The organism is Methylobacillus sp., from assembly GCF_036844465.1.
GTDB lineage: Bacteria > Pseudomonadota > Gammaproteobacteria > Burkholderiales > Methylophilaceae > Methylobacillus.
This window is the reverse complement of record NZ_DAIUFW010000006.1, coordinates 92832-115562: the sequence shown is the minus strand read 5'-3', so window position 1 is coordinate 115562 and position 22731 is coordinate 92832. Positions and strand designations below refer to the sequence as shown.

19 protein-coding genes are annotated in these 22731 nt (G+C 53.4%); 6 read left to right on the top strand and 13 right to left on the bottom strand.

The window, feature by feature from the left end:
• Position 1 precedes the first annotated feature (1 nt).
• On the bottom strand, positions 2 to 3061 hold the full coding sequence (locus V7Z75_RS09590; protein WP_334108399.1) for an N-6 DNA methylase: 3060 nt from the start codon (positions 3059 to 3061) through the stop codon (positions 2 to 4).
• Positions 3062 to 3156: 95 nt separating this feature from the next.
• On the opposite strand from V7Z75_RS09590, the gene V7Z75_RS09585 reads away from it, so the two are divergent.
• Positions 3157 to 4032, top strand: a complete 876-nt coding sequence (locus tag V7Z75_RS09585) for a WYL domain-containing protein (protein WP_334108398.1) — start codon at positions 3157 to 3159, stop codon at positions 4030 to 4032.
• On the opposite strand, the gene V7Z75_RS09580 is transcribed toward V7Z75_RS09585, so the two are convergent.
• The 3 genes from V7Z75_RS09580 to V7Z75_RS09570 form a co-directional block, all read right to left on the bottom strand.
• Positions 4022 to 5704, bottom strand: coding sequence for a hypothetical protein (locus V7Z75_RS09580; RefSeq protein ID WP_334108397.1), 1683 nt, complete (start codon positions 5702 to 5704; stop codon positions 4022 to 4024). The two genes, V7Z75_RS09585 and V7Z75_RS09580, sit on opposite strands and share 11 nt — an antisense overlap.
• A gap of 104 nt (positions 5705 to 5808) precedes the next feature.
• Positions 5809 to 6369, bottom strand: a complete 561-nt coding sequence (locus V7Z75_RS09575; RefSeq protein WP_442919908.1) for a FlgO family outer membrane protein — start codon at positions 6367 to 6369, stop codon at positions 5809 to 5811.
• 5 nt (positions 6370 to 6374) lie between these two features.
• Entirely contained in the window at positions 6375 to 7052 is a 678-nt protein-coding gene (locus V7Z75_RS09570) for a hypothetical protein (protein ID WP_334108395.1), read from the bottom strand.
• A 133-nt stretch (positions 7053 to 7185) separates the two neighbouring features.
• Here V7Z75_RS09570 and V7Z75_RS09565 point away from each other — a divergent pair, with 133 nt between their 5' ends.
• Positions 7186 to 7425 carry a helix-turn-helix domain-containing protein gene (locus V7Z75_RS09565; RefSeq protein ID WP_334108394.1) on the top strand — a complete coding sequence of 80 codons (240 nt, stop codon included), beginning with the start codon at positions 7186 to 7188 and terminating at the stop codon, positions 7423 to 7425.
• A 76-nt stretch (positions 7426 to 7501) separates the two neighbouring features.
• Here V7Z75_RS09565 and rpsT read toward each other — a convergent pair whose 3' ends face one another.
• Entirely contained in the window at positions 7502 to 7765 is a 264-nt protein-coding gene (rpsT, locus tag V7Z75_RS09560; protein WP_334108393.1) for a 30S ribosomal protein S20, read from the bottom strand.
• Positions 7766 to 7947: 182 nt separating this feature from the next.
• Here rpsT and murJ point away from each other — a divergent pair, with 182 nt between their 5' ends.
• Genes murJ through lspA form a run of 4 tightly spaced genes read left to right on the top strand, consistent with a single transcriptional unit; the run spans position 7948 to position 13716 of the window.
• The gene (murJ, locus tag V7Z75_RS09555) at positions 7948 to 9489 is read left to right on the top strand and encodes a murein biosynthesis integral membrane protein MurJ (RefSeq protein WP_334108392.1); all 1542 of its coding nucleotides are present in this window, start codon (positions 7948 to 7950) and stop codon (positions 9487 to 9489) included.
• Between the two features lie 13 nt (positions 9490 to 9502).
• The gene (locus tag V7Z75_RS09550; RefSeq protein ID WP_334108391.1) at positions 9503 to 10423 is read left to right on the top strand and encodes a bifunctional riboflavin kinase/FAD synthetase; all 921 of its coding nucleotides are present in this window, start codon (positions 9503 to 9505) and stop codon (positions 10421 to 10423) included.
• Positions 10424 to 10463: 40 nt separating this feature from the next.
• Positions 10464 to 13268, top strand: coding sequence for an isoleucine--tRNA ligase (gene ileS, locus V7Z75_RS09545; RefSeq protein WP_334108390.1), 2805 nt, complete (start codon positions 10464 to 10466; stop codon positions 13266 to 13268).
• A complete protein-coding gene (gene lspA, locus V7Z75_RS09540; protein WP_334108389.1) occupies positions 13261 to 13716 on the top strand; it encodes a signal peptidase II in 456 nt (151 codons plus the stop codon). The genes ileS and lspA overlap by 8 nt, the downstream gene beginning before the upstream one ends.
• A 66-nt stretch (positions 13717 to 13782) precedes the next feature.
• Here the strand turns inward: lspA and V7Z75_RS09535 are convergent, their stop codons facing one another.
• From V7Z75_RS09535 to V7Z75_RS09500, 8 genes are all read right to left on the bottom strand, one after another.
• Entirely contained in the window at positions 13783 to 14079 is a 297-nt protein-coding gene (locus V7Z75_RS09535) for an AzlD family protein (RefSeq protein ID WP_334108388.1), read from the bottom strand.
• The gene (locus V7Z75_RS09530; RefSeq protein WP_334108387.1) at positions 14076 to 14780 is read right to left on the bottom strand and encodes an AzlC family ABC transporter permease; all 705 of its coding nucleotides are present in this window, start codon (positions 14778 to 14780) and stop codon (positions 14076 to 14078) included. Before V7Z75_RS09530 ends, V7Z75_RS09535 begins: the two co-directional genes overlap by 4 nt.
• Before the next feature lie 118 nt (positions 14781 to 14898).
• Complete coding sequence (locus V7Z75_RS09525; RefSeq protein WP_334108386.1) at positions 14899 to 15957, bottom strand: NAD(P)-dependent alcohol dehydrogenase; 1059 nt, start codon at positions 15955 to 15957, stop codon at positions 14899 to 14901.
• A 275-nt stretch (positions 15958 to 16232) separates the two neighbouring features.
• A complete protein-coding gene (locus tag V7Z75_RS09520; protein ID WP_334108385.1) occupies positions 16233 to 16658 on the bottom strand; it encodes a DoxX family protein in 426 nt (141 codons plus the stop codon).
• 184 nt (positions 16659 to 16842) lie between these two features.
• Positions 16843 to 17664, bottom strand: a complete 822-nt coding sequence (ppsR, locus tag V7Z75_RS09515; RefSeq protein ID WP_334108384.1) for a posphoenolpyruvate synthetase regulatory kinase/phosphorylase PpsR — start codon at positions 17662 to 17664, stop codon at positions 16843 to 16845.
• 26 nt (positions 17665 to 17690) lie between these two features.
• A complete protein-coding gene (gene ppsA / locus V7Z75_RS09510) occupies positions 17691 to 20060 on the bottom strand; it encodes a phosphoenolpyruvate synthase (protein ID WP_334108383.1) in 2370 nt (789 codons plus the stop codon).
• Between the two features lie 286 nt (positions 20061 to 20346).
• A complete protein-coding gene (locus V7Z75_RS09505; protein WP_334108382.1) occupies positions 20347 to 20898 on the bottom strand; it encodes a response regulator transcription factor in 552 nt (183 codons plus the stop codon).
• Between the two features lie 10 nt (positions 20899 to 20908).
• Positions 20909 to 22192, bottom strand: coding sequence for an ATP-binding protein (locus tag V7Z75_RS09500; RefSeq protein ID WP_334108381.1), 1284 nt, complete (start codon positions 22190 to 22192; stop codon positions 20909 to 20911).
• Positions 22193 to 22731: the final 539 nt, after the last annotated feature.

Below are 22731 nucleotides of genomic sequence, written 5' to 3'. Positions count from 1 at the left end.
ATTAGCCCCTAGGTGCCCTGCGTACCGTCTGCACTATCCGGTAAGCATCATGGACTGCAGCAGTACTTAGCCACAGACGTTTCAGCATCGGTTTCACTAGGTAATAGTCTGGTTTGTAGTAAACCAGGAAATCTGATGCCACTGTGGCAGCATTCTCTCCAGCAACAGGGTAAAGATTGTCATCCTGAAGTTCGATTAGCAGATCATCAAAGACTCGATCGAATGCATTGGATCGCTTTGACTCGCTTTCCAAACTAATGCGTATGATTCCCATGGAGTCGGGTCTTCTCATACTTGGCTCTGCCATCTTCACCGTGAACGTACCTTCACCTGACAGCCGATCACGCCATACCTCGAGCTCGTTGTGCAGGACGCGGGTGTAATCCTTCAAATCTCCTTGCTGAGGCTTTTGATGCAATGGACGGCTCAGCGCAGCGAACGTATTAGGTTGTCTACTTGGAATGTAATACTGGCACGTGTCCCTTACCACCTGGCGTTCATTCTCATTCAAGCCAAAATAATCAAATATGAGATCATCGATGATTGCTCGCGCACCTTGCCAGTCCTTGTTATTCGAAAGGTATCCCTCCTTATGGCCATCTAATAGGTGAACAACCTTATGGATTATGTTGTTGGCCTTCTCTGGCGACTCATGTTTCGATGGCATCAAGAAAGGCAAGCTTTCGATTTCGCGCATCTTCACATGTGGCCGTTCCATTGATAGCGAAAATGTCGTATAGAACAGTAAATAGCTCGCCAGCTTGGATCGCAGGTAGGCTGTCAGGAACTTCATCAGATCCTTATCGTTTTTGCGATCAACGATTGCTCCGACGGATTGTGTGAAGCAGCATGGAGTATCCGTGTAGCATGCGCGAACCTCCAGCGTGTTCTGATCGGCTCCATCCGGAAAGATTACTCTTACCCCATCGAATGCCTGGCCGGACTTGGATCCATAATCTGCGACGTCCATGATGGACGCAGGAAAACCAGTTAAATCATCATTAGTTACGAAATAGCGATTCTTAGGATAGGCATTGTTGCCGAAGCTTGTATCCAGAAAGGGGTATGCTTTAAGCGGTTCACTGGTCTTGGGTTGCTTGGACCGGTCGGTCATGTGGAACCCCTTGCAGAATATGAACCGGCCGTTTTCGCCGAAGCCGTGATTAGCCAGGGTACCAAAGATGCGAAGTCTTGCGATGAGGGACTCGTCGAGCTCATTACCCCAGAAATATGTACGCAGCACTTCCACATCATCACAAACCGTATGGGTAGGTAATCGTTTGCGGTCAGCGCTGTGAACGGTCAGACGACCGAATGCAAAGCTGACGTCTGCTTTTGGGACGAAATAGTCGAAACACTCCCTCATCGGGATCGAACCTGACGTTTCTGTAGGACGGCGAACCCCTGTAACGATTGTCGCTGGGTGAATGGCACCTTCAAATAGCAGACTGCGTAAGTCGGATAGATTATAGATGCGCTCTGGTGCAAGCTCTTTGAACCAGCCCCGTAGATATTCGTTGGCACCGGAAGCAGCTAAAGTAGAAGCTGGCAAGATAAGACAAAGTCTTCCTCCCGGTCTAAGTAAATCAGTGGCACGACGAGCAAAGGCCAATGCTATTTGCCTCCGTGGCAGTGCTTGTCCGAAGCGCTCTGTCCACCAGTGTTCATAAGACTTGCGCTCTTGGTCGCTAGGCTCGAACCAAGGTGGATTCGATATGACGATCGAAGCAATGCCTGGTTGAGCTACCTGATTGTGAGGGGAAAAGAAATCACCGGTATTTTCCTTGGCGATGATGCTGCCGATTAATTCCGGCAACTTTACCTTCTGGTCTTCTTGCAGCTGCAAGATGTCGGCTGGGGCCAAATCCTCGAGCAAGGCGAGGTATAGGCTGAAGACCGTGACCTTACAAGCTGCAATCGAAATGTCGCTACCGCGCACACTCGACAAGAGGATTTCGCACCGTTGGGAATAGCTCAATGCCTTTTCTTGCATGGATTGTTTGGCACCAAGTATTCGCCGATAGGCACTGGTCAGCAGGATTCCCGAGCCGCAAGCACCGTCTAGTACTACCTCTTTCCATGGCTCAGCAATACCCCTAAATGCCTCATCCACAGCCAGATAGGCGAGGTGGCGTGGGGTATAGAAAGCACCACTATCTCGTTGCTGAAACCCTAAGAAGGACTCGTAAATGCCTGAAATGAGTTCGACGGGGATGTGCTTGAAATCATATGGCCATAAGGACTGTTGTCCTTGACGGATATGCGTTTGCAACAGGAATTGGGTAAGGAGGTCGAGGATATTATGGCGAAGACTTTTCCAATCGATGTTGGCCCCGCCTTCGATTTCGAGCAAGTCCCCATTGAAATCGCGCTTAAGCTGCCTGAACAACTTGTCCAGACCTTGACCGTCGCTACTTTTCAACAGTTCGAGCAGCGTACTAAATTGATGATGCTCTCGGTACCTGTTGCCGACAATCTCCCGATGCTCAAGATAAGAAACGAAGATGCACTTTCCAAGAAGCAATTGGGCTTGTTCTTTTGTGAGTCCTTCGTCGACAAGCAGTTCAACGACCGCCGACAGGTTGTCCTGGAGTACACGGTCGATTCGATAGCGGCGTTCAAACCAATCAGGCAACTCACTGAAGATTGCTCCGGATGTGATGCTGTTCGCGCACAGTGGGTTATCGCGTCCAACATCGGAGGCGGTCAGTTTTATTGGCTTCGTGAGATTGCGTGGAGCCGGATACGCCGTAGCATTTTCGTCTTCAAGGACAATCACGATCGAAACCAGGTTCTGGTTCCATATCTTCTGACGTATCTCGTCGATGACGTTAGGGGAGATTCCGTTTCCAGCTTCGACGAAACAAACCGCGGGGACGTGATCCACCTCAAATACCGCAGAAGAGCGAATATCGCCGTCCTGCCGAAGCATCAAGGTCATCTCCCGGGCATACGGATGGTCAGCCCTCACATCCCCAACCGAGCGATGCAATACACCTGGGGCCGCATGGTAACCCAGCCGCTGCAACCAGTGATCAGTGATGCCCATTATCTCGCTCATGATGCCTCGAATATATCATGCATAATGATAGAAAGCAATTATATTGATTAGTGTGATTAATACGATTATCCTAATCATAATAAGTTACACAATCTATGGAACTCGCTACTCAAATCGACAAGATCAGCTTTGCTCAAAAGCAACGTCTGACTTTCATTGAATCCGTTGCCTATTGGGAAGGCGCGGTGGATCGCGCACGTGTATCGGAGACGTTCCAAGTTAGCGAAAACCACGTGACCAAGGACTTCCGTTTATATAAGGAGGTCTTTCCAGGAAACCTTCAATACGATGAGTCATACCGCACGTATCGGCCCAGCAAACGGTTCAAACCTTATATCGGTAAAGGTTCTGCTGAGGAATACCTGTCCATGCTACGTATGCATGCTGAGCAGAATCATGCGGCCCTACCGCTGCCGACGGGAGTAGTGGCTGCTGATGCGGTCTCACAACCTAAAGGCTTGCTAAAGCCGGAAATACTGAACAGCATCACACGAGCGATCTCATCGAAAAAGGGGTTGTCGATCACCTACCAATCGATGAATTCGGACGAACCACGTCCACGTAAGATTTGGCCTCATGCCCTCGTCTTTGGGGGTACTCGCTGGCATGCCCGGGCTTATGACGAAGAGCGGGCCGATTTCGTGGATTTGGTATTGCAGCGAGTGCTTTCGGCCAAGCCCATGACCAAAGGAATTTTGCCGGCGAACCTTGTCGATTCTGAGTGGGAAAAAATCGTCACACTCGAGGTAATCCCTAAGAAGAACCTCACGAAGACCCAAGCAGAAGTGGTTGCACAGGAGTATGGAATGACCAAGAAGGGCGGCCATTGGGTATGGGAGATACCCATGCGTGAATGTATGGCAGCCTACTTCATCTACCTATACCGATTGGACGTTACTGAAGACGCCAAGCGCAGAATCGAACTCAAGTCACCTGATATAGCCAAAAAATATCTGTCAGCTACCCTCTAGAGCCATTCGCCAAGTCCTGCAAGGACACAGGCGAATCTAACAATCCCAACCTCATCGCGGGCGTTCTCTTGTCTTCACCTACCTGGCAAAAGTTGTAATGGACACGGAACAGTCGCAGAACCCGTTCTACTACCAATGGGCTATATGCTGAATAACCGTGCCATGAACGCCCTACACTGTTTGCCGTAGCAATCGGGCGTTCCAAAAGCGATATTCGCCTCCGTACTTGCATGAAGAACCGGTCCACGCCACGCAGACTGGCTCTTCGATAAAGTCTGGCCAAATGGTCGATCTCATAGTCTCCGAAATCGGTCAGGTGTTGGATTGTCTTTTCTGGCTCTGCCATGTCGGCGAACGGATAGCGGAATGGGCCCTTGTTACCGGCCAACCGGTGAGCCTCAATGTGTGAAATCAGATATAGCTGCTTTATATCGACATTATGTGACACTTTGATATCGGCAGCGTAGCGTTCCAATTCCTTATTGGCACGAGAAATCATGGTTTTTTTCTGCGACATCGTCAGCGTCTTGGCACCACGAATGATAAAGACATCGACATCGCGCGATTTCACTTTATCCACAAAAGCGGACAAGCAGGCCGAATCCATACCTTGATCGCTGTCGAGGAAGAACCGCAATTTCTCAAACCCTCCCAACAACGATCTCAAGTGATAAAACAAGGCCAACTGAGTATATTGAACATGGACCTGCATACCTGAGTGAGGAAGCTTGAAATCGAGCTCAGACATTTCCTCTGCTTCTGTATCTGACTCTGAATTCTTAGAGGCATCATATTCACGTTCCAGCCACACGCGAGCGTAATGACGATGTGGTAGAGGAAGGTCGTAATCACCACGGTTGATCGCATCTGCCTCGACTTCTCTAGCATCTAGACTGGAATCGAAATTTAGCTGCAGCGCGAGGGCATACCCGCTGATATTTTCGACAGCGCCTAATACGCCTAGCATGATGTTGCGCCGATCCAACTGTGTCCCCCAATTCAACACATGATCTTGGCGATCGACACTTACGTAGGCTCGTTTTGCGAAACAGCCCGAATTGATCAACTTGAGTTCTTGCTTTTCAGCAAATTCGGTTGCGATATGGTCCAGGTAACTGAGCTTGTTGTAAAGGGTTGCGGGGTTTATATCTAGAACTTCGCATATGCGACGCATCGGTACTTTGTTGACTAGGAGTTTATAGACTTCAGCATTGAGTTCAGGCCGGCGCTGTCGACGAACAGGTACCCCTGCAGAAAATGTTGAGCCACAGTGTCTGCATCGAAATCGAGGCTCGCCACTAGAGGTTTTGCCGTGCAGGTAGTAGTCAGTCTTATGTTCTGACCAAGGTGTTCCGAATGCTTTGCATTGCTCGTTAGGGCAAGCAGCTTTATTGAGCCTCAGTAGGCTAGGACTAAAACGTAAGAGTTCTTGTGCTATAGCACGGTTACTTCGCATCGCTGTATGTTTTGTGCAGACTTTGCAATAGATGAAGCGTGCAAGTTCTTTATTGCCTATGATTTTGTATCCACCAATCGATGTACGTTTCCTCTCACCCTTTCGATCCTCGCTGGGTAATACACCAAAATTCGCGCATAACGGATTTTTACAGTGATTGACTTGAATACCATCAATGGCAATTGGATATCGCGGAAGACTATATTGTTTAGCCAAAAAAATACCCTCCAAATAGGAGGGTATTTTACGTACTCAATAAATTCAACAATTTAATTGAACGGCTCGGCTTGGTGCCTGGCTTTTTTGTTGCTGGTTAGTCGTTATTTGCGGATGTTCCTGGTCATGGCTCTCAGGTTGCTGTCCATGGGGAAGGCATAATCATGCACAGCCAACACCACATTGGTGTTGGGTTGTATTACCTTGAGGTTGACGAAAATCATATCGCTGCTCATGGCGTAAGTGCCTGCGATCACGGCCTGCGCATTATGGTTTTTTGCCACATCCTTGATCTCGCGCGTGAGCAGCAGTTCGCCTTGATCCTGCTTCATATAGACATAATCGCGGAACTTCATTTCGATCATGCTGTAACCGGCCTGGGAAAAGCGGGATGAAATCTGCTCGGAGGCCAGTCTGCCGAAGGTGGACGAGCTGGTGAGCTCGTCGATATTGACCAGGGTGGCGATGATCATGGGTTGCGCAGGATTGATCCTGCCGTTGAGCTGTTGTATCAAGACATCGGCAGCCTTGTAGTTGTTCTCGATGAAGGGATTGTTGGCGGCAGCCGCGTAATTGAGTTTATTGTTGATGCTGGATTCTGTCGGTACGTGCGAGCACGCGGCCAGGATCAACGCTGCCAGCGTTATGCATGAATATCTGGTCATCATCATTAGTTGTTCCCCCGCACATTGAAAGTTGCTCCCTTGACAGCCTGATACAGCCATTGGTCGGTGTCGGCGGCATAGTAAGTGGCGCGTGATACGGCCAGATAGTGGCTATTGTCGCTCACGGCAGCATTGATGATGATTTCTGTTTTTGGCGTGGGGCCGGACGCCTTGTCCGAGTTGAAGAATGCTTGCGCATCGCTACCGAAAATCAGGCCGGTGGCAACTCCTGCTGGCGTGATGGAGGTATTCAGCTCGGTCAAAGACCAGAGACCTGTAGCCAGGGCTGACAGTGCGCCAATCTGGCGAGTTTGCAAACGCTGCGGGGAAAACTGCAATACCTGCGTGTCGATTTCTACATTGACGGCGGCGCCACGGGTTTTGACAATGGTGTAGCCGTTGCTCACCAGTGAGGCGATCAGTTCGCCGACCACGGCCTGGTTGAAGGGGGAGTCAGTGCTTGCTGAAACATAGAGCGTCTGTTCCTTGCTGACCTTGTTACCCATTTGCGTTTGCAGTTTTTTCGATAAATCCTGGGTAATCAGCCCCCAATGTGCCGCAGCCTGGAGTTTTTCCTGCTGCATAATTGGGAAATTCGTCGCAATGGGTACTTCGCTGTGCGAGGTGGCGCAACCGGCAAGCGCTATAGTGGAAAGAAGAATGATTGCCTTGATTCTTGGCATGTTGGCGGACTCCCTGATTGATAATATATAAATGATTTTAAAGGGATAAAATTGATTTTTAAGAAAAATTCCCCGTTCCTTTGTAGATTATAATCCGTGGACTGTGGGTCTGCAATGCTGGAGCCTAGCGCCCATGCAGAGCCAGTTCAAACAGACTTGCCGCCGGTTGGGAATCCGTCTGGCGCAATTACGCAAGCGCTTGGGAATCTCCCAGGAAGAACTGGCTTATCGTGCGGAAATAGACCGCACGTATATTTCGCAGATGGAGCGCGGAGTGTGCAATCCATCTCTACTGGTGCTGAGTAAGGTGGCTGCTGTGCTGGAGGTAAAGCTGGTGGATTGCTTTGAAGGGGTGGATGCGTTGGAAGGTTAGGTGATTGTTTGCTTATAAGGCGCAATAAAAAAGCCGGGATATCCCGGCTTTTTTTTCACAATCATGTGAGGACAGCTTAGGTCAGAGCCTTGATCGCTGCGCTTAGGCGGCTCTTGTGGCGAGCTGCCTTGTTCTTGTGAATGATTTTCTTGTCTGCAATGCGATCAATGACGCTGACGTTCTCGTTGAACACGCTTTGAGCTGCAGTCTTGTCGCCGGCTTTCACCGCTTTGATGATCTTCTTGATCGCGGTACGCAGAGCCGAGCGCAGACTTGCATTATGGGCGCGTTGCTTGATTGCCTGACGTGCGCGCTTTCTCGCCTGTGCGCTATTAGCCATGGATGATAATTCCTGTTGATTGAAATCGAAGCCCGCAATATTAACTAAATTCTCTTTTGAATGCAATCCCTATCTTGAGCTTTCAGTGAGTCGGGACGGTAGGCATGATAAAATCCCTGCTTTGCTTAATTCCTGGGTGCGATATCCAAATTGATGCAAGCTAACATCGTGATGTGTGTGCAATGAATCTATTAAAAGCGTTGGTTACTGTGGGGAGCATGACCTTTGTTTCCCGCATATTGGGATTTATCCGGGATACATTGATTGCCCGCGTATTCGGCGCAGGCGTCTACACCGATGCGTTTTTTGTTGCGTTCAAGATACCTAACCTGTTGCGCCGCCTGTTTGCCGAGGGTGCTTTCTCCCAGGCGTTTGTGCCGGTCCTGGCTGAATATAAAAACCGTCGCGGCCATGACGATACCTGCGACCTGGTGAGCAAGGTCGCGACCCTGCTCGGCCTCGTGCTGATGGGGGTGACCCTGCTCGGCATATTGGCTGCTCCCGTGATCGCCTATATCAGCGCGCCGGGCTGGGTGCATAGCGAACCGGAAACCTTTGCGTTGACGATAGATATGTTGCGCATCATTTTCCCCTACATCCTGCTGATTTCGCTGGTTTCTCTGGCAGGCGGTGTGCTCAATACCTATAGCAGATTCTCCGTGCCGGCGTTTACGCCGGTCTGGCTCAACATTGCCTTTATTATTGCCGCATTATTCTTCGCCCCTTATTTTGAGCCGCCTATCATGGTGCTGGCCTGGGCGGTGTTCGCAGGCGGCGTGCTGCAATTGGCTTTCCAATTGCCCTTCCTGCGCAAGATCGGCATGCTGCCGAAGTTGCGGTTCGATTTCCGGGATGAGGGCGTCTGGCGCATCCTGCGTTTGATGGGGCCCGCAGTGTTCGGAGTCTCGATTGCCCAGCTGTCATTGCTGATCAACACGATTTTTGCTTCTTTCCTCGAAAGTGGCAGCGTTTCCTGGCTTTATTATGCTGACCGGTTGATGGAGTTTCCCACTGGTTTGCTGGGGGTAGCGTTGGGGACAATCTTGCTGCCCAGCCTGTCAAAGAGCGTGGCCGACAAGGCCGAGCAAGAGTATTCCGCACTGCTGGACTGGGGCTTGCGCCTCACCCTGATGCTGGCATTGCCTGCCGCGGTGGCGTTGGCTGTCCTCGCGGTGCCGCTGGTGACATCACTGTTCCATTATGGCGCGTTCACCGAACATGACGTCTGGATGACGCGCCAGGCATTAATTGCTTATAGTCTGGGTTTGCTGGGTCTGATTCTGGTCAAGGTGCTGGCTCCCGGTTTTTACGCACGGCAGAACATCAAGACACCGGTAAAGATTGCTGTGGCGACCTTGATTGCCACACAATTGATGAACCTGGCATTTGTCGGCATTTTCCGCCATGCCGGGCTGGCGTTGGCGATCGGCCTCGGAGCCTGCCTCAATGCAGGATTGCTCTATTATCACTTGCGCAAAAATGGCACATACCAGCCGCAGCCAGGCTGGCTGGCGTTTATCGCGCGGGTGGTTATCGCCTTGGTGGCGATGGGTATCGCACTCTGTCTGGGAACAGGCGATAGCAGCACCTGGCTGCATGCTTCGCTTTGGGCCAAGCTCGTGAATTTGCTGCTATTGGTGGCGCTTGGCGTCAGCGTCTATTTTGCGGTGTTGTGGCTGCTCGGGCTGCGTATCCAAAACTTCATCAAGCGTAGTACAAACTGAAAACGAGGTTGTGATGCAGATATTCCGCCATTTTCATCAAGCGGCCAATCATCCCCTGGCAGTAGCCATCGGCAATTTCGATGGTGTGCATCTGGGGCATCAAGCCCTGTTACGGCACCTGAACGAGGTAGCGCGCGACAATGGCCTGAAATCTGCCGTCATGACGTTCGAGCCGCATCCGCGCGAGCTTTTCATACCAGACCGCGCGCCCACACGGCTGACCTCTCTGCGCGAGAAACTGGAGTTATTTGCCGAGGCGGGTGTGGAGTATGTTTATGTTTGTCATTTTAACCGCCGCTTTGCGGCCATGTCTGTGGAAACATTCATGTATGACATTCTGCGCGACAGCTTGGATGCACGGGCAATTCTCGTAGGCGAGGACTTCCGCTTTGGCGCCGGACGGCAAGGCGGCATCGAGGATTTTGTGCGCGCCGGGTTCAACTTGCAAAGTCAGCCCAAAATCAGCCTGGATGGGCGGCGTATTTCCAGCACAGCGGTGCGTGAGGCGCTGGCTCAAGGCCGGTTGGACGAAGCTACGCGTTTGCTGGGCCGGACATACAGCATCAGCGGCAAGGTAGTGCATGGCGACAAACTGGCGCGCGAATTGGGCTATCCGACAGCCAATATCCATATACTGCATGACAGGCCGCCGCTTTTTGGCATCTATGCGGTAAAATTGGAAGGTTTGCCCGATCATGCCGATTGGCCGGGCGTGGCCAGCCTGGGCGTGCGGCCCACGGTCAAGCAGAATGGACGGCCTACCTTGGAAGTACACCTGTTCGATTTCAACGGCGATATTTATGGCCGTCATGTGCGTGTGAAATTCCTGCACAAGATACGGGATGAAATGAAATTCGATAGCCTGGAAGTCCTGAAGCACTGGATTGCCAAGGATGCGGACGAGGCGCGTGAGTATTTCCGCAACCATCCGTAACCCACATAAGATTTTTGAAGATCAACTGAAAACTAGACCGATGAGCGAAAACACCAAATACAAGTTGAACCTGCCCGAAACCAGCTTCCCAATGCGCGGAGACCTGGCGAAGCGCGAACCCGCATGGCTGAAAAGCTGGCAGGAAAAACAGGTGTACCAGCGCATACGCAATGCGCGCAAGGGCGCGAAGAAATTCATCCTGCATGACGGCCCTCCTTACGCCAACGGTGCGATCCACCTCGGGCATGCCGTCAACAAGATATTGAAGGACATCATCGTCAAGTCCAAGACCCTGTCCGGCTTCGATGCGCCCTACGTGCCGGGCTGGGATTGCCACGGCCTGCCGATCGAGCTGGCTGTCGAGAAGCAGCACGGCAAGGATATCCCGCCAGCCCAATTCCGCGAACTGTGCCGAGCCTATGCCGCCGAGCAGGTGGCGAGGCAGAAGCAGGACTTCATCCGCCTGGGCGTACTGGGCGACTGGGACAACCCCTACCTGACCATGGATTTCCAGACCGAGGCCGACATCATCCGCGCGCTCGGCGACATCTACGAGAACGGCTATCTCTACCAGGGCTCCAAGCCCGTGCATTGGTGCGTGGACTGCGGCTCGGCATTGGCAGAGGCCGAAGTCGAGTACGAGGATGTCAATTCGCCTGCGATCGACGTCGGTTTCAAGTTCGTCGATAACGCTGCGCTCGGCGCGGCATTCAATACCGCCGTCAACGGCGATGCCTACGCCGTGATCTGGACTACCACGCCCTGGACCTTGCCCGCCAACCAGGCGGTAAGCGTGCATCCCGAGCTGGATTACGACCTGCTGCAGACCTCGCGCGGCTTGCTGGTGCTGGCGCATGAACTGGCCGAAGCGACGCTCAAGCGCTATGGCGAGGAAGAGGCGCAAGTGCGCGGCTCCGCCAAGGGTGCGGCGCTCAAGGGCCTGCTGTTGCAGCATCCTTTCGACCAACGCACCGTTCCCGTGATCACGGGCGAGCATGTCACCACAGATGCCGGTACCGGCCTGGTGCATACCGCCGCTGCCCACGGCAACGACGACTGGCTGGTGATGCGTGCCCATTATCCCGAGGAAAAGCCGCGCGTGCTGATTGGCGGCGACGGCAAGTTCTTCAACAGCGAGCTGGTCGAGCTGGCGGCAATCCGCGGCTTGAACCGGCAAGAGGCCAACAAGGTGATCCTCACCGTGTTGCAGGAGAAAGGCGCATTGTTCGCCAGCGCGCGCCTTAACCATAGTTTCCCGCATTGCTGGCGCCACAAGACGCCATTGATGCAGCTGGCGACCCACCAATGGTTCATCGGCATGAACCAGGTCGGCAGCAATGGCAAATCGTTGCGCGAACTGGCGAACAAGGCGGTGGACGATACCGCGTTCTATCCTGCCTGGGGCCGTGCGCGCCTTGAGGCAATGATCAAGAACCGTCCCGACTGGTGCGTCTCGCGCCAGCGCAACTGGGGCGTGCCGATGCCGTTCTTCGTGCACAAGGAGACCGGCGAACCGCATCCGCAAACTGCGAAGCTGCTCGAGACTGTCGCGTTGCAGGTGGAACAGCAGGGCATCGAAGCCTGGTTCTCGCTCGACGGCGCAGCGTTCCTGGCCCAGCATGCGCCCGATGATGCGGATCAGTACAAGAAGGTGACGGATACGCTGGACGTCTGGTTCGATTCCGGCGCCACGCATGCGGCAGTATTGAAGCGCCGTCCCGAACTGCAAAGCCCAGCCGACCTGTACTTGGAAGGTTCGGACCAGCACCGCGGCTGGTTCCAGTCCTCCTTGCTCACCGGCTGCGCGATCGATGGCCGTGCGCCTTACGACGCCTTGCTCACCCATGGTTTCACCGTGGACGAAAAGGGCTACAAGATGTCGAAATCGCGCGGTAACGGCATTGAGCCGCAGGATATCTGCAACCGCCTGGGTGCGGACATGCTGCGCCTGTGGATTGCGTCCACGGACTATTCCGGCGAAATGTCATTGTCCGAGGAAATCCTCAAACGCGTGACCGACAGTTACCGCCGCATCCGCAACACCTTGCGCTTCCTGCTCGCCAACCTGGCCGATTTCGATGCGCAGCAGGATTTGCTGCCGGTCGGGCAGTGGCTGGAGCTCGACCGCTTCGGCCTGGCCCTGACGCAGAAATTGCAGGAGCAGGTGATTGCCGACTTCGACCGCTATGAATTCCACCTCGCGGTGCAAAAGCTGGTGGGCTTCTGCTCCGAGGAACTGGGCGGCTTCTACCTCGATATCCTTAAGGACAGGCTCTATACCTCGGGCGACAAGTCGCACGCGCGCCGTTCCGCGCAGAGCGCGCTGCACCACATCACCCATGCCTTGATGCGCCTGATGGCGCCTATCCTCAGCTTCACTGCGGATGAAATCTGGAACACCCTGGGCCTGGATGCCAAGGCCACCGTGTTCGAGGAAACCTGGTATGCCTTGCCGGAGCACGGCCTGGACCAGGTTGCATTACAGGCATGGGGTAAGGTGCTGGAAGTGCGCAACGTCTCCAACAAGGCGATCGAGAACGAGCGTGCGCAAGGCAAGATCGGCGCTTCCCTGCAAGCCGAGCTGGATATCTATGCCAGCGGCGATATTCATGCCGCGCTGGCGCATCTGCAAGACGACCTGCGCTTCGTGCTCATGGCGTCGCGCGCTACCTTGCATGCGCGCGAAGGCGAGCTGGAAGTGAATGTGAGCGCCAGCGCGCATGCCAAGTGTGAGCGCTGCTGGCATTACCGCGCCGATGTCGGCAGCGATGCCGCGCATCCTACTATCTGCGGGCGTTGCGTCAGCAACTTGTTCGGCCAGGGTGAGTCACGCCATTATGCTTAAATGGCTGGGCCTGAGCGGCATCGTCATTGCGCTGGACCTCTACACCAAGCACCTAGTGCTCAAGGCGTTCGAGTATGGCGAACACCTGCAGATGACATCGTTCTTTGACTTGGTGCGCTACCATAACGAGGGCGCCGCATTCAGCTTCCTCGCGGCGGCCGGCGGCTGGCAGCGTATCTTTTTCAGCGCGATTGCCGTGGTGGCTTCCGTCATCATCATCCGCCTGTTGCGCAAGCATCCGCAGCAGCACCTATTCTGTCTTGGGTTGGCCCTGGTGCTGGGCGGCGCGCTAGGCAACCTCTATGATCGCGTGACCCTGGGCTACGTAGTGGACTTCCTGTTCTTCCATTACCAGGAATACTACTGGCCCGCATTCAACGTGGCGGATTCCGCCATCTGCGTCGGCGTTGCACTGCTGATCGTGGATAGCTTCAGGAAGAAAGCCTGAGTCGTCCTTGGGCAAGAATGAAAAAAGCACACCAGGTGTGCTTTTTTATTACATACGCCAGGGGGGCTACATGAGCGCGCGCAACGACCCGCTGGCAATAATGCCAAGCACTACGGTAGGCAGCAGCGGCAACGTGATAGCTGCGAGCAACGTGACCGCCAGCGCGGCAAGGTCTGCGGGGTTGTTCGCGACAAACGCTGGTGCAATGACCGAGATCAATACGCAACCCGGTACGCTTTCCAGCACATATATCATGCGCGGGCCGAGTGTTTTGTTGCGCAGGGCCAGGAAGCCCAGTATCCGCATCAGATAGGTCGTAAGCGCCATCAGCACGATGGTGAGTAAGGTGGGCAAGTCTATCATGCGCTTTTGCTCCAGTAGGCGGCGGATAAGATGCCCGCGACGGCGCCTGCGGGGACATACCATGCGCCGGGCACCAGCAGATAGGTGATGGCCGCCGTGACGAGGCTGACCAACCAGGGCAGCGATTTTCTCGCCCCTTTCCACATACCTTTCAGCAAGACGAGAAAGATGGCGACAAAGGCCATGCCGAAACCGTATTGCTCTATATCGCCCAGCACCGGGCCGATCACGGCGCCAAGGCCGGTGAACACTACCCAGTTGATATAAAGCGGAATGGAAACGCCCATAAAATAGGTCAGGCTGATCTTGCGGGTCGGAGTACGTTCGGCATGGTTGAGCGCCATGGCCCAGCTTTCATCGCACATGAAAAACAATGTGGGCAGCACCTTGCGCTTGGGCTGATGGTTCAGGTAGGGCACGATAGCCGCGCCCATCATGAGGTGCCTACTATTGACCAGGCACGACATGGCGACGATCAGCAGGATATGCGGCGGGGATGTCCACAGGTTGATGGCGGTGAATTCGGAGCCGCCTGCGAAGTTGAGTCCCGTCATGAGTGAGACTGTTGCACCTTCCAGGCCTTTCGTCGCGGCCTGTGCGCCCAACACCAACGCGACCGGGATGAAGCCAAGCCATACTGGGATGGAGTCAACGAAACCCTGGAAAAAATTGGTTTTGTGAAAGGCGGATGGTGACTGCATACAATCAAGATAAAATTGATAAGGGACCTAAATATTATCACAGGCAAGGAAAACACCCGCTGGACGAAATGAAAAAAGCACACTGCATGCAGTGTGCTTTTTTGTTACTAAAAGTGTATCAGGCGGCTTGCTTCAAGCTGGCGATGTCGATTACAAAGCGGTATTTCACATCGCTCTTCAGCATGCGCTCAAATGCATTGTTGATATCCTGGATCGGGATCAACTCGATATCGGAAGTGATATTGTGCTCGGCGCAGAAATCCAGCATTTCCTGGGTTTCCTTGATGCCACCGATCAAGGAGCCTGCTAGCTTGCGGCGCTTGAAGATCAGGTTGGCAATGCTGGGTGAGGGGTGTGGACTGTCCGGCACGCCGACCAGGCACATGGAGCCGTCACGCTTGAGCAGGGCCATGAATTGGTCAAGATCGTGCGGCGCGGCGACTGTGTTGAGAATGAAGTCGAAGCTTTGCAGGTGCTGCTGCATCTGCTCGGGATCCTTGGAAATGATGACCTCATCGGCGCCCAGGCGCTTTGCATCTTCTACCTTGCTGGGGGAAGTGGTGAACAGTACCGTGTGCGCGCCAAATGCTTTGGCAAATTTGACGCCCATGTGACCGAGGCCGCCCAGGCCGACGATGCCCACTTTCTGGCCGGGGCCGACTTTCCAGTGGCGCAGCGGGGAATAGGTGGTAATGCCTGCGCAGAGCAGTGGAGCGGTGGCTGCCAGGTCGAGCTTGTCGGAAATCTTGAGCGTGAAGCGCTCATCCACCACGATCAGGTTGGAATAACCGCCATAAGTCACTTGGCCGGGCATGTGCTTGTCCGGACTGTTGTAGGTGAATACGGAATGGTTGCAGTATTGTTCTAGGCCTTCCGCGCAATCAGGGCACGTGCCGCATGAGTCCACCATGCAGCCTACGCCCGCCAAATCGCCGACCTTGAATTTTTTGACATTGTTACCGACCTGGGTAACGCGGCCCACGATTTCATGGCCTGGTACCAATGGAAATGTGGAGTTTCCCCATTCGTCACGTACCTGGTGCAGGTCGGAGTGGCAAACGCCGCAGTAAAGAATTTCGATCTGCACGTCATTGGCACCGACAACACGGCGTTCAAATGAGAAAGGTGTCAACGGGGATTTGGGGTCATGAGCTGCGTAGCTGATGGCTTTGGCCATGAATATGCTCCTGATATCTAGTGAGTGAATGAAATACGAGGTAACTTTATTATTATGCGCTGCAATATTGATCCAATAAATGGAAATAACTTAATTTCACAATTCCTGATTTTGGAGTTGAAAACTGGGGAGTGCAATGCATGTCTTAATATGCGTAGATAGAGAGAAAGTTGTATGAAGCAAATTTGATACTAATGAGTAATAGAGAAAGTTGATAGGGTATATGAGCCCTGTAAATTCTGGATTTGCAGGGCTTGTCGTTTTGACGGGTGGGGTTAGCGACCCGGTTTATCCAGGGAGAGACCCAGGGTGCCGGTGCTGGCCAGCATGAGGAAACCGCCTGCGATTGCCAGGTCTTTGAGGAAAAGAATAGTCTGCATCTGGTCATTGAAGTCAAGGTGGAACAGTAGCGCCGCTGCAATGCAGAATAACGCGAGCAGCCAAGCAACCAGGCGGGTCTGGAAACCTATGATAATCGCAATCCCGCCTAAAACTTCGAGCGCAATGGTGGGCCAGAGCAAAATACCTGGCAAGCCAACTGACTCCATATAGCCGATTGTGCCGGCAGGGTCTGCTATTTTTCCTGCTCCGGCTACTATAAAAATAATAGCAATCAGAATGCGCCCAACTAGATGTGCATATTGGTTCATTGATCTCTCCTCAAATATTGGCATGAAATATGGGTAGTTGGCATTTAGCATGGCTACCAACTACCACCATAAAACAAATCAATTGAAGATGCCACGCTGTTGATGATTGGCTGCCTGCATCAGGAATATGTCCTGATCGTTTTGTTGTTGGTTGCAGAGGGGAAAGTAAAAGAGCAAAGTCCGCATTCTGGCGGACTTTTCCTGTTCGAACGAGTTTGAATCAGCCGGATTGCTGTTAGTGAGCGTGAGTCGGCGGGTTGATACGAATCTTTTGCAGGATAATGGTGGATAGCTCTTCAATGGAGCGGGTGGTGGAGTCAATCCAGCTGATACCCTCACGTTGCATGAGGTCCTCTGCCAGCCGGATTTCATGACGGCAATTGTTGAGCGAAGCGTAATGGCTGTCGGGGCGGCGTTCGCTGCGCACATTATGCAGGCGCTCGGGTTCAATGGACAGGCCATAGAGTTTTTCCGGGTATTTTCTCAAGGCTTCCGGCAGGACGCCACGTTCCAGATCTTCCGGAATGAGCGGATAATTGGCTGCCTTGATGCCGAACTGCATCGCCATATACAAGCTGGTGGGTGTCTTGCCACAGCGCGACACGCCAACCAGAATAACCTGGGCTTCGCTCAGGCCGAAGTCCGTCATGCCGTCATCGTGATTCAAGGTAAAGTTGATGGCGTCAATGCGTTCATAGTAGCTGTTGCCCATCACGCTATGAGCAATACCCGATGTCCTGGACGGCTGTTCCTGCAATTCCTCCGCCAAAGGGTCAACAAAGGAACCAAATACGTCCAGGTTCAGGGCGTCGCTTTGTTTTAACCTGTCGCGCAGTTCAGGGTTCACCAATGTCATGACCACAATGGGGCGCACACCATTTACGCTGACTTCTTCAGCGATGCGGGCGAGGGCCTCATCTACTTTTTGCTCCGAGTTTATAAACGGCAGGCGGACGTGCTTGAAACTGACGGTAGGAAAATGCGCCAGCAGGTGACCGAGGGATTCGGCGGTAATCCCGGTACCGTCGGAAATAAAGAATACAGTACGTTTCTGCATGGCGCGCTATCCTTTGCCGGAGTGTGTTATTTGCTCTTACTGATACGCTGCCAGGTGTTGATCACGGTGTCCGGGTTAAGGGAAATGGACTTGATGCCCTTTTCCACCAGCCATTCTGCGAAATCAGGATGGTCGGAAGGCCCCTGGCCGCAGATGCCGACATACTTGCCCAGGCGGTTTGCGCTGCTGATTGCCATTTCCAGCAATGCCTTGACCGCGGGGTCGCGCTCGTCAAAGCCATGGGCAACCAGGCCGGAGTCACGGTCCATGCCCAGGGAAAGCTGGGTCAGGTCGTTGGAGCCGATGGAGAAGCCATCGAAATATTCCAGGAATTGTTCTGCCAGCAGGGCATTAGATGGGATTTCGCACATCATGATCAGGCGCAGGCCGTTTTCGCCACGCTTGAGGCCATGCTTGGCGAGAATCTCGACCACCTTGCGGGCTTCATCCAGAGTGCGGACGAATGGGATCATTAGCTCGACATTGGTGAGGCCCAGTTGTTCGCGCACCTTGCGCATGGCGATGCATTCAAGCTCGAAGCAATCTTCGAAATCTGGAGAAATGTAGCGTGCGGCGCCACGGAAACCCAACATGGGGTTTTCTTCTTCCGGTTCATAGATTTCGCCGCCAATCAGTTTGCGGTATTCATTCGACTTGAAGTCGGACATACGCGCAATGACGGGTTTAGGCCAGAACGCGGCGCCAATGGTGGCAACGCCTTCGGTCAGCTTGTCAATGTAGAACTGGCGTGGGTTTTCGTAACCCCTAGTGCGGCGCTTGATTTCTGCTTGCATGTCAGCAGGCACGCTGTCCAGGTTGAGGATGGCTTTGGGATGGATGCCAATCATGTTGTTGATGACGAATTCCAGACGGGCAAGGCCGACGCCGTCGTTCGGGATCTGGGCAAAGCTGAAGGCCATGTCGGGGTTGCCTACGTTCATCATGACCTTGACTGGTGCTGGCGGTAGCTTGGCTTCTTCTTCCTGAGTAACGCTAAACGGTACTGCACCGGTATAGACATAGCCGGTTTCACCTTCTGCGCAGGAAACAGTCACAACCTGGCCATCCTGCAGCAAATCAGTGGCATTGCCGCTGCCAACGATGGCAGGGATGCCAAGTTCACGCGCAATGATGGCTGCGTGGCAGGTACGGCCGCCACGATTGGTTACCAGTGCGGAAGCGCGCTTCATGACCGGTTCCCAGTTAGGGTCTGTCATGTCGGCAACCAGCACGTCACCAGGCTGCACGGTATTCATTTCGGAAGCATGCTTGACCACGCGCACTGGGCCGGAACCCACTTTCTGAGTTACTGCGCGGCCAGTGATCAGGGCAGTATGACCTGCGCTCTGGATCTGGAATTTCTCGACTATGCTGCCGCTCTGGGATTGCACAGTTTCTGGGCGGGCTTGCAGGATGTAGAGTTTGCCATCTACACCATCACGACCCCACTCCACGTCCATTGGACACTTATAGTGTTCTTCGATCAATACGGCAAAACCGGCAAGTTCGAGGATTTCTTCGTCGGAGATAGAATAGCGCGCGCTTTCTTCCGGGCTGTTTTCCTCGGTATGTGTGCTCTTGCCGGCAACGTTACTATTGCTGAAAACCATCTTGATCAGCTTGGAGCCGAGATTACGGCGCACGATAGCCGGGAAACCCTTGGCCAGCAGTGGCTTGTGCACATAGAACTCATCGGGGTTTACCGCGCCTTGCACCACGGTCTCGCCAAGACCGTAAGAGGAGGTAATGAAGACTACGTCACGGAAGCCGGATTCGGTATCCATGGTGAACATCACGCCGGAACTCCCCAGATTGCTACGCACCATGCGCTGCACACCTGCGGACAAGGCCACGTCGGCGTGGACAAAACCCTTGTGCACGCGGTAGGAGATAGCACGGTCGTTATACAGGGAAGCGAATACTTCCTTGATGGCGTGCAGGATATTGTCCAGGCCACGGATGTTGAGGAAGCTTTCCTGCTGACCTGCGAAGGAGGCATCCGGCAAGTCTTCAGCCGTCGCTGAAGAACGCACAGCAAAGGTCACGTCGTCGCCAGACTCGGTAGTCAGCGTCTTGTAATGTTCTGCGATTGCATTTTGCAATTCTGCCGGGAATGGAGTGTCCACAATCCACTTGCGGATTTTTTCGCCAGTGGCGGTCAATGCGTCAACGTCATCCACATTGAGCTTGTCGAGCTCCGCATTGATGCGTTTGTCCAGGTCGTCCTGCGCCAAGAACTGGCGATAGGCGTGAGCGGTGGTGGCGAATCCTCCAGGCACTCGCACCCCCTTGGCGGTGAGTTGACTGATCATTTCACCTAGTGAGGCGTTCTTGCCGCCAACTGCAGGGACATCGGAGATGCGCAGCTTATCAAAGGCGATTACGTAATCCAACATGTTAACTCTCCATCAGTTGCATGGCGCCCGGTGCGCGTAAGTTTTTGTTTCAGCAGGATTTCTGTCAGGTTCTAGCGGCTAGCCAGAGTCATACTGGAAAGCTGTAAAGGTAAGAACTGCAGGCATTAAACCAATATTTTGCCTTATTCTGGCCTTTTATGTCACGTGTCGCCGTGTCGGAACAGCGAAAATTGCTTAATTTTCCGGCAAGCAGGGTGGGATTCTAATCGCGGTAAATATTCCCAGGGAAGGGGAGTGGTCCTAATGGACTAATGGCATTGCCGGATTATTTACGAACCGGATGTTTGTTCAGCTTGCGTTGCAGGGTGCGCCTATGCATGTTGAGGCTACGCGCGGTAGCGGAAATATTTCCGTCATTTTCCTGCAGGACGCGCTGGATATGCTCCCACTCCATGCGGTTGACAGAGAGGGCATTGCTGGCAACCGGAGTATGGATATCGCCTTCGATGCGCTCAAATGCGGCCAGGATCTGGTCTGCATCAGCAGGTTTGGACAGATAGTGCGTAGCGCCCAGCTTGACGGCTTCTACTGCGGTGGCGATGCTTGCATAACCCGTCAGCACAACGATGCGGGTTTGGTTGTCGATCTGGTGCAGGTGTCTGACCAACGTCAGACCGGAGTCGCCGGGCATGCGGAGGTCGATCACGGCATATTCCGGGCTTTCATCCACATAAAGCGACATGGCTTCATTCACATTGCAGGCAGTTTGCACATGAAAGCCGCGTTTTTGCATGGCTTTTCCTAATACTTGCGTGAAGATCTCATCATCATCGACGATCAATATCGTGGGCTGGTCTTGCAAGGGTTCAGTCATCATGGTGCGGGCGTTAAGCTAAACGGAGTGTTCTGAGAGGAATGCGGATTCTGGTCAAAGTGCCCTGCGGCTCCCTGGGGTGGAACGTGACTTCTCCATCAAATTGTTCCAATACGGATTTTGCAAGGAATATACCCAACCCCAATCCGCCGGAATGCTGTTTGGTACTGTGAAACAGGGTACCCATCAAAGCCAGGTCGTCCGCGCCGGGAAAATGGCCATTATCCTGAATGTCTATTGTCAGCATTTCATGCTCTAGCCTGACCAACAGGCTGATACCCTCTGGCGATGCATCGGCGGCGTTGTTGATCAGGTTGATGATGGACTGCCCCAACGCGAGATCTGCCACAATGACTGGGGCAGGCTGAGGAAGCTGACAATCGAGTTCGAGGGGCGTTGCGGGACGCATGTCTCTCCAGCGGCCTGTCAATTGCGTAATAAAGTCATGAAGCGGTAAGGAGGTAGAGGACTCCGAGCGCATCATGCCGGCCGATGCCGTGATGGAGGAGAGGATTTCCTTGCAGCGATCGATCTGCTTGCGCAACAGGGAGAGAGAGCTGGAAAGCTCTGGATCGTGCTGGTGTTCCTGAAATAGTTCCTGTGTCAGTATTGCCATGGTGGATAATGGCGTGCCTAGTTCATGGGCAGCGCCTGTCGCCAGCGTGCCCAGCGCCAGCATGCGTTCGCTTGCCAGTACTTTTTCGCGGGATTCGGCCAGCAACCGGTCATATTCACGCAGGTTGCGCCCCATGCGCTCCACGAAAAAGGCGATCACGACTGCGCTGACGACAAAGCCGCACCACATGCCAAGCAGATGCAGGCCAAAGCCTTCATCGTGTTCGTGGTAAGAAGCGCCAAGATGCATATGGGTATGAATGACGAGCGGCTCATACCAGAACATCAGCAGGCTGTAAGCCGCAATGACCAATCCTGCGATCAGCCAGGTGTGGCGCCAGGGCAATGAAACCGCCGCAACAGACAATGGCAGCAGATACATCCAGACAAAAGGATTGCTGTAGCCGCCGGTGGCATAAAACAGCCAGGTGAGCAGGGCAATATCCAGCAATAGCTGCAATAACAGCTCCAGGTCGTGGATGCGTGCCTTACGCCACAGACGCAACCAGCTGACGAAATTGACAATCACCATCAGTCCAAGCGCGCTGGCGACTTCCGCGACAGGAAGCATGATATGAAATGCCTTGGCAGCAACCAGGCTGGCCAGGACCAGGGTGATCATCATGACAACGCGTAGCCAGAGCAGCCGGCGCAGGTTGGGGGCAAAGGCGAGGAAGGACATGAGGTCATTTTACCCCAGGTGCAGGCAGCGTATGCATGCGGCAAAATGCCGCGTCATGCTAGGCACTGCAATAGTGGCTGGAGAGCCCTGCGACAATGTGCCGCATTCCTTATTCCTTATGCGCTCGTTAATATGTACTCATCCAGATATATGGATACCCCATCTTAATTTCCGGGCTTTATCGTCCTGTGTTCTCAAGGCTGGGCACTTGCTGGTGTCCGGCCTTTTCTTTCATATTCTTTCATATGTTTACAGCGTAGTGATTTTTCTCATTTATTACGGGCACGCAAACGGTTCTCGGCAATATCCATAGAGCCATTTGACGATGTTGTGATAGTGATTAGCCCGTTTGGCCCCTGCCGTTTTTACTCACAAAAGCATATACTTGCCCCCGAAGAAAAACCTATGGCAATAAATATTGACTGGGGAGAGGCTGGATGATGCGTGAGGGCTGGTAAGCCAGAGGCGCCGTGATGCATGACCTTGCAGCTGCCGGGGGATGCGTTTACCTGAGCGGAATCAGACCCGGAAAAGAATAA